The 13339-nt window shown below is 57.3% G+C and carries 12 protein-coding genes; 7 read left to right on the top strand and 5 right to left on the bottom strand.

Going from position 1 to position 13339, the window contains the following annotated elements:
- Positions 1-9 precede the first annotated feature (9 nt).
- The 4 genes from pcaF to pcaG are packed head-to-tail and all read left to right on the top strand — an operon-like array spanning position 10 to position 3817.
- A complete protein-coding gene (pcaF, locus tag FHJ80_RS05890; protein ID WP_139526082.1) occupies positions 10-1212 on the top strand; it encodes a 3-oxoadipyl-CoA thiolase in 1203 nt (400 codons plus the stop codon).
- A gap of 11 nt (positions 1213-1223) precedes the next feature.
- A complete protein-coding gene (locus FHJ80_RS05885; RefSeq protein WP_139526081.1) occupies positions 1224-2393 on the top strand; it encodes an alpha/beta fold hydrolase in 1170 nt (389 codons plus the stop codon).
- Positions 2394-2425: 32 nt separating this feature from the next.
- Positions 2426-3157: a protocatechuate 3,4-dioxygenase subunit beta gene (gene pcaH, locus FHJ80_RS05880; RefSeq protein WP_139526080.1), complete on the top strand. Its 732-nt coding sequence runs from the start codon at positions 2426-2428 to the stop codon at positions 3155-3157.
- A gap of 15 nt (positions 3158-3172) precedes the next feature.
- Positions 3173-3817, top strand: a complete 645-nt coding sequence (gene pcaG, locus FHJ80_RS05875; protein WP_176558220.1) for a protocatechuate 3,4-dioxygenase subunit alpha — start codon at positions 3173-3175, stop codon at positions 3815-3817.
- Positions 3818-3903: 86 nt separating this feature from the next.
- Here the strand turns inward: pcaG and FHJ80_RS05870 are convergent, their stop codons facing one another.
- The 3 genes from FHJ80_RS05870 to FHJ80_RS05860 all read right to left on the bottom strand — a co-directional run bounded on the left by FHJ80_RS05870 (position 3904) and on the right by FHJ80_RS05860 (position 7041).
- Positions 3904-4926: a TRAP transporter substrate-binding protein gene (locus FHJ80_RS05870; RefSeq protein ID WP_139526079.1), complete on the bottom strand. Its 1023-nt coding sequence runs from the start codon at positions 4924-4926 to the stop codon at positions 3904-3906.
- Between the two features lie 82 nt (positions 4927-5008).
- On the bottom strand, positions 5009-5977 hold the full coding sequence (locus FHJ80_RS05865; protein ID WP_139526078.1) for a PDR/VanB family oxidoreductase: 969 nt from the start codon (positions 5975-5977) through the stop codon (positions 5009-5011).
- Positions 5974-7041 (bottom strand): aromatic ring-hydroxylating dioxygenase subunit alpha, encoded by a 1068-nt coding sequence (locus FHJ80_RS05860; RefSeq protein ID WP_139526077.1) that lies wholly within the window; start codon positions 7039-7041, stop codon positions 5974-5976. Before FHJ80_RS05860 ends, FHJ80_RS05865 begins: the two co-directional genes overlap by 4 nt.
- Positions 7042-7183: 142 nt before the next feature.
- Between FHJ80_RS05860 and FHJ80_RS05855 the strand changes: the two genes are divergently transcribed.
- Both FHJ80_RS05855 and FHJ80_RS05850 read left to right on the top strand, forming a co-directional pair.
- A complete protein-coding gene (locus FHJ80_RS05855) occupies positions 7184-7861 on the top strand; it encodes a GntR family transcriptional regulator (protein WP_139526076.1) in 678 nt (225 codons plus the stop codon).
- A 213-nt stretch (positions 7862-8074) separates the two neighbouring features.
- The gene (locus FHJ80_RS05850; RefSeq protein WP_139526075.1) at positions 8075-9268 is read left to right on the top strand and encodes a DcaP family trimeric outer membrane transporter; all 1194 of its coding nucleotides are present in this window, start codon (positions 8075-8077) and stop codon (positions 9266-9268) included.
- Positions 9269-9418: 150 nt separating this feature from the next.
- Here the strand turns inward: FHJ80_RS05850 and FHJ80_RS05845 are convergent, their stop codons facing one another.
- Positions 9419-10654, bottom strand: a complete 1236-nt coding sequence (locus tag FHJ80_RS05845; protein ID WP_139526074.1) for a thiolase family protein — start codon at positions 10652-10654, stop codon at positions 9419-9421.
- Between the two features lie 109 nt (positions 10655-10763).
- Complete coding sequence (locus FHJ80_RS05840; RefSeq protein ID WP_255303883.1) at positions 10764-12572, bottom strand: feruloyl-CoA synthase; 1809 nt, start codon at positions 12570-12572, stop codon at positions 10764-10766.
- Positions 12573-12715: 143 nt separating this feature from the next.
- Here FHJ80_RS05840 and FHJ80_RS05835 point away from each other — a divergent pair, with 143 nt between their 5' ends.
- A complete protein-coding gene (locus FHJ80_RS05835; protein ID WP_139526072.1) occupies positions 12716-13219 on the top strand; it encodes a MarR family winged helix-turn-helix transcriptional regulator in 504 nt (167 codons plus the stop codon).
- Positions 13220-13339 lie beyond the last annotated feature (120 nt).

Here is a 13339-nt window from a genome sequence, read left to right as displayed (position 1 = left end):
GAGTTTGCCATGAGTGACGTTTATCTATGTCATCCCCGCCGCACCGCGATTGGCCGCTTTGGCGGCACGTTGGCGAGCGTGCGTCCGGATGATGTCGCCGCCACGATTTTTAAAGCGGTATTAGCGGAAGCGCCGGGTCTCGACCCCGCCGCCATCGAAGAAGTGTTCATGGGCTGTGCCAACCAGGCCGGCGAAGATAACCGCAACGTGGCGCGGATGTCGTCGCTGCTGGCGGGCATTCCCACCTCGGTGCCCGGCACCACGATGAACCGCCTGTGCGGTTCGGGCATGGATGCGGTGGGCACGGCGTTTCGCGCGGTCAAAGCCGGTGAGATGGCGCTGGCGCTGGCAGGCGGCGTGGAATCCATGTCTCGCGCGCCCTACGTGATGGGCAAGGCCGACAGCGCCTTTTCCCGCGGCCAGAAAATCGAAGACACCACCATCGGCTGGCGCTTGGTCAACCCGCTGATGAAGAAAACCTTTGGCATCGACTCCATGCCGGAAACGGCAGAAAACGTCGCCGAACAGTTCAATATCTCTAGGGAAGACCAGGATGCGTTTGCCCTGCGCTCCCAGCAGAAAGCCTCGGCGGCCCAAAAAGCCGGGCGTTTTGCCCAAGAGATTACGGCCATCGAGATTCCCCGCCGCAAGCAGGAACCGCTGATCTTCGATCAGGACGAGCACCTGCGGGAAACCACGTTGGAAAAACTAGCGGCGCTGCCGACGCCGTTCCGTGATGGCGGCAGCGTCACCGCTGGCAACGCCTCCGGTGTGAACGACGGCGCGGCAGCCATGCTGGTCGCCAGCGAGGCGGCGGTCAAGCAGCACGGTCTCAAGCCGATGGCGAAAATCATCGGCATGGCCACGGCGGGCGTCGAGCCGCGCATCATGGGCTACGGCCCGGTACCAGCGGTGCAGAAACTGCTCGAACGCACCGGTATCTCGATGGATGAGATCGATGTATTCGAGTTCAACGAAGCGTTTGCCGCCCAGGCGCTGGCCTGTATGCGCGACTTGGGCCTTGAAGACGACGACCCCCGTGTGAACCCCAATGGCGGCGCGATTGCGCTGGGCCACCCGCTGGGTATGTCCGGTGCGCGCTTGTTGATGACCGCGGCTCATGAGCTGCACAACAGCGGCAAGCGCTACGCGCTGTGCACCATGTGCGTAGGTGTGGGGCAGGGAATTGCTACCCTGATCGAACGCGCTTAACGGAGGCCGTCATGGCATTTCATACCATCAATGGCCGCGGCGTGGCTTACCGCCTGCTCGGCGCAGAAGGCAACCCGCTGGTCGTACTGGCGCACCCGTTGGGCATGAGCCAAGCGGTGTGGGATGACGTCATTCCCGCACTGCTGCCCCGCTATCGGGTGCTGACCTGGGATCTCCCCGGCCACGGGGCCAGCCAAGCGGTGAGTGGGGATCGCATCGCCCCTGCTGATCTCGCGGCGGAGGCATTGGCGCTGGTAGACCTGGCGGGCGCGCAGCGCTTTCACTTTGCCGGTACCTCCATTGGAGGGGTAGTGGGCCAGCAGCTGATTGCCGAACATGCCGACCGCCTGTTCTCCGCAACGCTGACCAACACCGGCGCCGTGATCGGCAACCCGGATCTCTGGAACACGCGCGCCGGCCGCGTGCGCCAGGAGGGCCTGGCGGCGATGTCTGAAGAGATCGTGCCGCGCTGGTTTGCCCCAGCGGCGTTCGAGGCAAGCCCCGCGCTGAAGGCGGGCTGGTGTACTCAGATGGGCCGTGGCGACGATGAATCCTACGCCCAGCTGTGCGAAATGCTGGGCCGCGATACCTTTACTGGCAAGCTCTCAGGCAAGAGCACGAAAGTGCAGCTGTTTGGCGGCAGTGAAGATATGGCCACGCCCCCCGCGACGCTGGACGGCCTGGCGACAGAGCTCGATGGCGCACCGCTAGAGATTTTTGACGGCGTTGGCCATGTGCCTTCGGTGGAAGCCCCGGCGCTGTTTGCGGAGAAACTCCTCGCCGTACTAATGAGGGATTTAGGCGACGTGGCCAACCACGGCGTAGCTTATGCGACCGGCTTGGAGACGCGCAAGCAGGTATTGGGCGAGGAGCACGTCGCGCGCTCCACCGCCAACGCCAACCGCCTGGATGCGCCCTTCCAGCAGATGATTACCCGCTTGGCCTGGGGCGAGCTGTGGAGCAACGACGATCTCACCCGCCGTGAGCGCAGCATGATCACCACCGGCATTCTCGCCGCCCTGGGTCGCGAAGAGCTCACGCTGCACCTGAAAACCGCCAAGCGGATTGGACTGACCGACGCCGAGCTGCGCCAAGTGCTGATGCATGTGGCGATTTACGGCGGCGTTCCGGCGGCCAACCACGCCTTTGCCCTCGCCAAAGAGCTGGGGTGGGGCGAGTAGCGAATCAACATCATGGATAAGAGGTAAGGGCGATGACCCACGACAACAAACGCTTTGTGGCACGCGACCGCAACTGGCATCCGCCCGCCTATGCGCCGGGCTACAAAACCTCCGTACCGCGCTCGCCGCAGCAGGCGCTGGTGAGTATGCAGCAACCCACTGCTTCCGAACTGACCGGCCCGGACTTTAGCCACCTGCGCATGGGACCCCACGATAACGACCTGCTGCTGAACTTCCGTCAGGATCCAGGTCAAGGCGGGCTGCCCCAGGGCGAGCGCATCATCATGTTTGGCCGCGTGGTCGACCAGTTTGGCAAGCCAGTACCGCACACCCTGGTAGAAATGTGGCAGGCCAACGCCGGTGGGCGCTACCGCCACAAAAACGATAAGTACCTGGCACCGCTGGACCCTAATTTCGGCGGTGTAGGGCGCTGTTTGACCGACGAGCAGGGCTTTTATCGTTTTCGCACCATCAAGCCCGGCCCCTACCCGTGGCCCAACGATATGAATAGCTGGCGGCCCGCGCATATTCACGTCTCGGTCACCGGGCCTTCGATCTCGACGCGGCTGATCACCCAGATGTACTTCGAGGGTGACCCGCTGATTCCCCTGTGCCCCATCGTGCACACACTCAGGGACCCCGACGCGGTGGACACCATGATCGGAAGGCTCGATATGGCCCATAGCAAGCCGATGGACTGTCTGGCCTACCGTTTTGACATCGTGGTGCGCGGTGAGCTGCAAACCTATTTCGAAAACCAGTAAGGCTAGGGGAATCTCATGAAACAGCCCGCTATTCAGCCCAATACCCAGCCGGCCAGCGATCTGATGCTGCGGGAAACCGCCTCGCAAACGGCTGGCCCCTACGTACATATCGGTCTTGCCCTCGCCGCGGCGGGTAACCCCGTGCGCGACGAAGAAATCTGGAACGAGATGGCCAAGCCCGACGCCGAGGGCGAGCATATCGAAGTGGTAGGTACCGTGATCGACGGCAACGGCGATCTGGTACGCGATGCGTTTATTGAGGCATGGCAAGCCGATGCTAATGGTGATTACCAGGCCGATTATGACCTGAACAAGCCGTTCAATAGCTTTGGCCGCACCGCCACCACCTTCGATCACGGCAGCGAGTGGTCGCTGACCACCATCAAGCCCGGCGCGGTGAAACACCCCAGTGGGCAGTTGATGGCGCCACACATCAACCTGACGCTCTTTGCCCGTGGAGTGAACATCCACCTGCAAACGCGCCTCTACTTCGACGATGAGGCCGAAGCGAACGCTCAGTGCCCGGTGCTTTCGCGCATCGAGTCACCGACGCGCCGCCAAACGCTGATCGCCCAGCGCGAAGAGTTGGGTAGCAAGGTGCGTTACCGGCTGGATATCCGCTTACAGGGTGAGGGTGAGACGGTGTTTTTTGATTTTTGATTTTAAGCAGGCGGGTATGAACACAATGATATGGGCAGCCAATTGGCTGCCCATACGCTATGTATAAAACGGCGATTAATTCAAACCTAGGTCGGGCAACTTTGCTGTAAATCCATCGCAGCTTCGTAGATGTCGTTGGCAGAGCCACCAATGTCATCTAAGTAATCATCAATGGTTTGCTGCAGCACCGTGCCCCATTCGGGATCTTCCAGGGCGTCTTCAATGACCACAAACTCATGCCCCGCTTCAACGGCTTCTTCACGGCCTTGGCGTATCATCTCGTCGTAAACCTCTGCTGCACGCAGCGACCATTCCAAGCCGCTGTGGTCATCGATTACTTGCTGCAAATCGGCCGGCAGGCTGTCGTAACTGCGCTGGCTCATGGTGGCGAACAGGGAAAGGTCATACAGGGGAACTTCAGTGTGGTACTGCGCCAGTTCATTCAGCCGGAAAGTCTTCATGCCTTCCCAGTTGAAACTGAGTCCGTCGACGCCGCCGCGCTGCATGGAGGTAAACACATCCGGTGCTGGCATGCCCACCGCCTGGGCACCTAAGCGTTCAAACATATCACCCACCACGGGCGTGGGGCGGCGTAGGCGAAGGCCCTCAAGATCCGCCGGTGTTTCAATCAGCTGGTTTTTGGTATGCAGGTAACCGGGGCCGGTGGTAAACAGGAACAACGGGCGTGTATCGGCGTACTCCTGCTCAAAATGCCCCTGATCGTAAAGCGACTGGAGTATGCAGGCTCCTTGGCGGGCGCTCGATGAGACCCCCGGCAGCTCGACGACTTGTGTGAGCGGAAAGCGGCCGGCGGTATAGCCCTGGGCGGAAGCGCCTATATCGGCGATGCCCATCACCGCGCTTTCGTAGGTTTGAGCCGATTTTGCCAGCGTCTGGCTGGGGAACACTTCTACTTTCAACTCCCCATTCGACGCCTCTTCGACGCTTTCAGCCCAGGCCTGAAACAGCTCACGGTCTATCATGGAGCCGCCCGGCCAGACATGCGCTACCCGCAGTGTAGTGCTTGCTTCCACGGCGGGGGCCATGAATGAAGCGGCGAACACGCCAAGTAGCGTCGCCTTGGCTAGGTGAGTGGGTATTTTTTTCATTGTCGTTATCCTGATGGCTAGTCAACGGGGCACGTTTTTATGATTGTTTTTGCAGCTTTTTTGAAACGGTGCTGGAGACGGCTTAAAGGTCCAGCACAAGGGTTTTGCTCTTGGCCCTGGAGCAGCAGGGCGTGAATTGATCGTTGGCCGCGTGCTCATCGTCATCCAGGTATAAATCCCGGTGGTCGGGTTCGCCTTCTAGCACACGGGTAAGGCAGGTGCCGCAGACTCCCTGCTCGCAGGAGACCATGATGTCGATGCCATTTTCCGCCAGCACTTGGTAGACGGTTTTGTCGGCAGGCACGGTCAAGGACGCGCCGCTGCTGGCAATGCGCACTTCGAAACTACCGTCATCAGCAGATGTTGTCTCAGCGCCTGCAAAGTACTCGGTATGCAGTTGGTCGGCTGGCCAGCCGCACTGTTTGCCAGTGGACAAGACGGCGTTAATAAATCCGCTAGGGCCGCAGACGTAGACCTGGGCGTCATCCTTGGGCGCGCTGAGCAGTTTTTCCAGATCAAGACGTGGAGAGGCGGTGTCGTCGTCCAGGTAGAAGTAGGCTCTATCGGCGAAACCCGATGTGTTGATACGCTTGCGAAAGGCCATGCGCTCGGCGGAGCGGGCGCAGTAATGCAGCTCGAAATCCGCCTCGGTGCGCGCCAATCGCTCCGCCATACACAGCAGCGGGGTGATGCCAATCCCGCCCGCCAGTAGGTAAGTGCGCTTTGCGGGTTTGAGCGGGAAGTGGTTTTTGGGCGCGCTGATGAGTAGCAGGCTACCCACTTTAATCTCGTCGTGCATGGCGATGGAGCCTCCTCGGGAGGCCTCATCACGCAATACGCCGATCAAGTAGCGATCCCGCTCTTCAGAGTGGTTGCACAGCGAGTATTGCCGGATGACCCCTTCTTTCACCTGTACATCAATGTGGGCGCCGGCGCTAAAGGGGGGCAGCGGTCGACCGTGTGGGTCGGCAAGCTCGAAGGTGGCAATGCCCAGCGCCTCTTCGTGACGAGCTTTTACCTCGACGATAAGCGATAGAGAGGGGTGGCTCATGCCGTGGCCTCCTGGGGTTGCTCGGCCTGCTCCTCTTTCAAGATGCGATCAATGATGCGGCGCGCTTGTACGCCCCCGCCGTCAATATTGAGCTTTAGCAGCTGGCGGTCGGGGTATTTGAGCAGGTTGCGCTGCTGTGCCTCAAGCATTTCGAGGTCTTCTTCGAAGATCTTGCCCTGGCCTTCGCGGATCTTGTCGGTGAGCGCCTGATCTTCCGGCTTGAAGTTGCGGGCCATGCCCCAGAAGTACCAGATAGAGGTATCGCTCTCCGGAGTGATAAAGTCGACCACGATGCTGGATGCTTTTACATCTGCCGGTGCTTTAGCGCCGCCATTGCCCGCGTGGGCCACACCGACATCAATGTGCACATGGCTAGGAGGGGTAAAGCGGCAAATTTGCCAGCGGTCGACGGGAACGTCATCAGCAAGTCCGTTACCTCTGAGGGCGGCCTGCCAGAAAGGCGGCGCGGGTATATTCTCCATCTCGCGGCTGGTGACCACCTCATCGCCGTTAACCGTCGTTTCCGGTGCCGCTTCTTCTATCTCGGGTTGACCAATGCTGGAGGCGTGCACATAAGTCTCGTGGGTAAGATCCATGAGATTGTCGATCATCAGGCGATATTCACACTGAATATGGTAGAGGCCGCCGCCATAGGCCCAGTCCGGGTTGTTGGCCCAGTGCAGCTCGGGAATCAGGTCGGCGTCCGCTTTCTCGGGGTCGCCGGGCCAGATCCAAATAAAGCCGTGGCGCTCTTCGACGGGGTAGGCGCGATTGCTTGGAAAGCCGCGAACCCGCTGGCCGGGCATGCTGTCGCATTTACCGCTGCAGTTCATTTCAAGGCCGTGGTAGCCGCACACCAGCTTGCCATCACGTACAAAGCCCAAAGAGAGTGGAGCGCCACGGTGGGGGCAGAAGTCCTCGACGGCGGCCACACGGTTTTCGTCACCGCGAAAGAAAACTAGTTGCTTGTTGCAAATAGTTCGCCCGAGCGGTTTCTCTGTAAGCTCATCGGGGGTGCAGGCAACGTACCAGGTATTCAAAGGAAAGGGGGCTTGTTGAGTCACGGTAAACTCCTTTTTGGTTTAGTCTTGTCATTATGATTATTGGATCCAAAGTAAAGGCTAGGAAGGTTTTTGTCGTCAACCTATACTTTCGTAGAGCCCGTCTATAGAGCGTAAAACAGTGTTGATATGAGAGAAAAAATAAATGAGTAGCAACGATAGAAGTGTCGTCAGTCGGCTGCGTAAATTGATCAGTGAGGGGGCATATGCTCCAGGGGAGCGCCTTGGTGAAGTCGCGGTTGCGGAGCAGCTGGGTGTTTCGAGAACGCCGGTAAGGCTGGCTTTTCGAACTTTGGAACAGGAGGGGTTGCTGCAGCAGGCGGGCAAGCGTGGGTTTATGGTGCGCGAGTTTACCCAAGCAGATGTGCACTGTGCGGTTGAGGTGCGTGGGGTGCTGGAGGGGCTGGCTGCTCGGCGCCTGGCTGAGCAAGGGCTGCCGCCTAGCGTCCATAAGGAATTGAATTTTTGGATCCAAAAAGGAAAAAAGCTAATTGCCAAAGGGTACCTTGTAGAGTCCGATATCAATCAATGGAGTGAGCTTAATGCTCACTTCCACAGCATTATCATTCATTCCATCGGTAGCGGTGTCGTGGCAGATGCCATTGCACGAAATAATCATCTACCCTTTGCCGCCGCTGACTCCATCATCATTGATCGCGATGACTTAGAGCGAGAGTTTAAAAAGCTACAGTTAGCGCAACTCCATCATGAGCTTATATTTCAAGCGCTTAGCCAAGGAGAGGGAGCGAGAGCAGAAATGCTGATGCGTGAACATGCGCTGATTGGGCTGCGTTACCCTGAGCTGCTGGCGGGTACTAGATAAAAAGGTGGATTCTTTAGTTGTAATATGTAATTAAACAAAAGTATTAATTTATATAAAATATTTAAAATCAATGGTTTATATTTTTATTTGGATGGTTTTCTCAATTTTAATTGACATGATTATGTTTTTTGGCAACTTTGGTACGTAGTGCGGATCAGCGTTCGCATTAAGAACAATTACAACTAACCACTACGACCAAAGCAGAGACAAACAATGAAAATTAATCACTTTGTTGCATGCGCCCTTCTCGCTCCCTGTGCGCTTGCTGCCCAAGCTCATGCGTTTGATGTGGTAGAGGCTGGACAGCCTGTTGTGACCGGTGAACCAAGCCGTGTCGGCCCACCCTGGAATCATCGATCAACGATGAATATTCCAGGCACCCAAACCGATATCGCCTTTGGCGGGTACGTCAAGCTCGATGCGTTTTACGACTTCGACTATGACCTGGGCACATCAACGGATCCTTACGCCGTTATGAATCCGGGTAATCGAACCGATGGTCGAACCAGCTTTACAGCCTATGAGTCTCGCCTGAATTTCCGTACCCACACCGCCACTGACTATGGGCGTTTAACCACTTACTTCGAAGGGCATTTTGTGCCCGATGGTAAGTTCGGGCTGCGCCATGCGTATGGCGAGCTGAATGGTTTTCTCGCCGGGCAAACATGGTCAAATTTCATGAGCTTCGTGGGCGGCACACGCACCCTGGCACTAGGGGATCCTAAGGGCTACGCCTTTGAGCGGCAGGCTCAGCTGCGCTATACGCAGCCTGTCGGGGAGGGGAGTTTCTCTGTTGCCTTGGAAAACCCCACCACGGTCATTGCCCGCAATGATGCTTCAGTAGCTGATGGGGAAAGCCAGCTTCCCGATTTGACGCTGCGCTATGAATATAAGCGTTTATTCGCGATCTCCGGGATAGCGCGTCAGCTTTCGACCAATAACATCACCAATACCCTTGATGACGACGTCACCGGGTACGGCGTGCAGGCGCAGTTCAATTTGCCCTTTAATGCGTCAACCAGCTTGCGCGGCAGTGCCACCTACGGTGAGGGTATCGGTAACTATATGGGCAATCCCGGCAACATAGGGCACCGCAACGCACCTGATGTCTATGTGCAGGGTAACAGCCTTGAAACGATCGAAACGCAGGCATTTGGTCTCTCGCTTAATCACTACTGGACGGATAGCTGGTTCAGCTCTGTGGGGGTTTCGCGGCTTGAGCAAGACTTACCCGCCGCTTATGGCAATCATTTTGAAACCCTCGACTATGGGTTTGCCAATGTGATTTGGGATGTTACCGAGCGTATGTCAGTCGGTCTTGAGTACCAGCATGCGGATATCGAGCAGGTGAATGGTGTCTCCAACGATGCGAGTCGCTTTCAAGCGAGTGCCACCTTCCAGTTCTAGCGCTCTAAGCATTCCCGTGAGGAAATGCCGTGCTGCTGTTTCGATCACGCTTTAGGCTGGCGCTCTGCCAGCCTTTTTTGGGCCACATATGCACTAGCCTGTTTTATCCCGCGGCGCAAAAGGGCGTATTTTACGCTCTCAACGTGTGGCTTATACGGTTGAGTGTTCCAGCAGGATGGCCATGCCTTGGCCTCCGCCAATGCAAGCTGCCGCTATGCCGTAGCGCAAGCCATCACGTTTGAGCTGCCGGGCTAGTGTCATCGCCAAGCGCAAACCCGTAGCGGCCAATGGGTGGCCGATGGCGATAGCACCACCCTGTACGTTGAGCTTGGCCAGGTCGAGATCCAGCTCACGGGCGACAGCGAGCACTTGGGCACCCTGAGCTTCATTGATCTCTATTCGGTCAATATCGTTGAGTGTGAGGTCGCTACGCTCCAGCAGCAGCCGAATGGCGGGGGCGGGTCCCATGCCCATGATCTCGGGGGCTACGCCTACCACGGCCGTGGCGCATAGGCGCGCTAGAGATGATCTGGCTGCGTGGGGACCTGCCATGACCAGCGCCGCTGCAGCGCCGTCGACAACGGCGGCGCTGTTGCCTGCCGTTTGGAGACCCCCAGCATATACTGGCGATAATTGGCTCAACACCTGTCGAGGCGAAGGCCGAATATGGGTATCCTGGTTGACGCTGGTGATGTTGCGCGGTAGCCGAATGCGCCTATCGCTATAGCCGGGGAGGGAGAAGGTCTCGTTTTCAACCGCAATGATCTCCGCAGAGAGGGTGCCTTGCGCTTGGGCCTCGACCGCTAGTGAGAAGCTGCGCTCAGCGTAGGCGTCTACCTGCTCGCGGGTGATGGCGTAGCGCTGCGCCAATGTTTCGGCAGTCTGAATCATCGACAGATTGGGTGCCGGATCCATTAGCGCTTCCCATAGGAAGTCTTTGAAGGCTACCGATGCGCCCAGCCCAAATCCGTCGCGATGGGTGTAGGCTGCAATCGGATTGCGGGTCATGGATTCCGTGCCGACGCACAGCACACATTCGGCTTGTCCGAGCGCAATCTGTTCTGCGGCTTGTTTCAACAATTCAAAGCCGGTACCGCAGACGCGCTGAGCGTGCAGGGCAGGCACTTCCCGAGGGACGCCCGCATACAGTCCAATATGACGAGGGAGTAAGTAGGCGTCGAAACTCGCTTGGGCCACGGATCCGGCGATTACCGAATCAACGTCTGCCGGTGCGAAACTGCTCACGCTGAGCACTTCCTTGGCAACCTTGATGCCCAGGTCAGTGGGCGAGACCGCCCCCATCACACCTTTCAAGTCGGTGAACGGCGTGCGTACAGCGGCAACTAAATGGGTATCCTCGAATGCCGTATAGTGTCCGCGTGTCATCGATATTCTCCCCAAATTACGTAGCGAGCGGCAAAAGGCCGCCCATGCGCTCCAGTCGTGGTGGCTATCGTTCTGATGTTGAAAGGACTGGTGATAAAAAGTCCTGCTATTAAGAGGCTGAGTGAGTCGGGGATAGGATAATGCGCGGATCCTGGGGGGGCTCTGCGTATAGGCTGGCCACGAGATCCGAGTAGCGCTCGCGCACAAGTCGTTGGTTTACCGAGCCTTTGTCGGTCAGCTCCCCACGGTCAATGGAGAGCGGTTGATTGAGTATTAGCAGGCGCTCCAGCCGCATGGAACTTGACTGGCCGCGGCAGTGAGTGATCAGGCGCTGTGCGAACCACTCATGCAGGCCGGCGTCTGAGGCCAGAGTATCAAGAGGTGTGCCCACTTTGCCCAGTTGCTGCTCACAGGCGGTAAGGTTCAGCACGACGATACCCGTCAGGTAGTCGCGCCCTTCGCCGACCACCACGACGTCCTGTATCAGCGGTGCGAAGTGTTCCACAAGGTGCAGTCGCAGGGTGCCCACATTGACCCAGGTGCCGGTCACCAGTTTGAAATTCTCGCTTAGACGACCGTCAAAGATGAGTCCCCGTTCAGGGTGATTGGGATCAACGAGACGCATGGCATCTCCGGTACAGTAGTAACCTTCGTGGTCAAACGCTTCGCTAGTTCGCTGTTTGTCGCGCCAGTAACCTGGTGTGATGTTGAGGCCCTTGAGGCGCGCCTCCCACTTATCGTCCGTCGCCACCAGTTTCAGCGCCATGCCTGGCACAGGCTTACCGATCAAGCCCGGTGTGTCGCTAGGCTCTTCGGTGCAAAAAGCCAGGCATGCTTCGGTAGAGCCCAGTCCTGTCAGCATGGGAACGGCAGCTCCGAGCGTCTGTTTACCGAGCGTTGCCAGAGCGGTGCGCACATGGGCGGGAAGCACGGCGCCCCCGAAATGCAGCATTTTCAGGTCGCGGAAAAAGGCCTCGCGCAGGAAATCATCGTTGCGCAAATGCTCCACCAGCGCTTCGAATCCCTTGGGAACATTGCAGTAAAATGTGGGCGATATCTCGCGCAGGTTCTCGATGGTTCGCTGCACCCCCTGAGCGGTGGGGTTGCCATCATCAATGTATAAAGCCCCGCCGTTATGGATCGCCATCCCCAAAATCGTATTGCCGCCGAAGGTGTGGTGCCAGGGCAGCCAGTCGACTAACACCGGGGTGTGCTGCTCTAGAAAGCTCAGCTGTTTCGCTAGCATGGCTTGATTGCTACACAGCATACGGTGAGTATTGATCACCGCTTTGGGCATACCCGTCGACCCTGAGGTAAACAGTAGTTTGGCGATCGTGTCAGGCGTCACGTTTGCGTGGGCATCATCCACCTCGTCAGTGGCTAGCGTCGCGGTGAGTGAGCCAAGGGCCAGGGCTCGTTGGGCAGGTATCTTGGCTACACAGGTAACGTCATCATTGCAAACGGCCGTCAATGCCCGGCTGAAGCGCGCCTCCTCATCGACAAATAGCATTCCTGGGGTCACCAGCTCCACCGTGTGTCGCAGCTTAACGAAATCTTCTGATAGCAGCGCGTAAGAGGGTGACACCGGCACGTAGGGAATACCCACATGCATGGCGGCACAGGCAAGCAGAGCATGCTCGATGCTATTTCCCGACAGCACCATCAGTGGGCGCTCCGTCGACAGGCCATGATCAATCAGTGCTTGTGCCAGACGGATCACCTGTGGCATTGCTTCACCAAAGGTGAGCGTTCGCCACTTGTGCTGGCCCTTTTCTCGTTCGCCCAAAAAAATATTCAGGGGTGTTTTGTTGGACCAGTGGGCAAGGCGCTGGGTCATGCCGTGTGGGTAAGCGGGAGCGTCGCCACCATTTAGGCGATGCTCTTTTAACGTGTCGGTCAGCGCAGGGGGGAGGGGCATGAGCGGCTCCATAGCAAACGATCTTGGATTTGTTGTGTACGTTCATCTTGGCGAATATAGTTATAGTTGTTAACTAATTGGTTGGCTAGGATGCGTATTTAAGACCATAGTTGTAATTATTCGAACGAGATAGGAAGTAGCGTATGTCCATATCTAAGAAGAGCACGTCGATCCAGCAAGTCGAGCCCGACGAAAAAGAGCCGACTTCCGTTGCCGGGCTAGTGCTCGAAAATCGTCTTGGTTACGCCCTGAGAAGAGCGCAGCTTACTGTTTTCAAGCATTTTAACGAGGCCATGCAGGAGCATGAGATACGCCCTGCGCAGTTCTCTTCGCTCGTAGTGATCGAGGGGTATCCAGGTATCACCCAGACTAATTTGGCCAAGATGCTGGATATTGATCCACCTAGGGTCGTTAGCCTCATAAATCATCTTGAGGAAAGGGGGCTGGCTTTGCGGGTGAGATGTAAGAGGGACAAGCGCTCTCACGGGATTTTTCTTAGCAAGAAGGGAGAAGCTCTGACCGAGCAGCTAAAAGCGCTAGCTGAGCAGAGTGATATACATGCAACTCAATCACTTAGTGAAATAGAAAGGCGCCAGCTACTGTCTCTTTTAGTGAAAATATACGCTCCGGAAACCAGCGAGGAATAAAACTTTAGGCGCATTTTTGTCGGTAACGCTTGCATGCTCTCTCAAAGGTATTTAATTGTGTTGTATAACTAGTTTGGTGCGAAGACCTGGTGGTGCGTAGTGCCAGGTAGGCTCTACCAG

The organism is Halomonas sp. BL6, from assembly GCF_006228115.1.
GTDB lineage: Bacteria > Pseudomonadota > Gammaproteobacteria > Pseudomonadales > Halomonadaceae > Vreelandella > Vreelandella piezotolerans.
The sequence above is the reverse complement of the archived record's forward strand: the minus strand, read 5'-3'. Positions and strand labels throughout refer to the sequence as shown.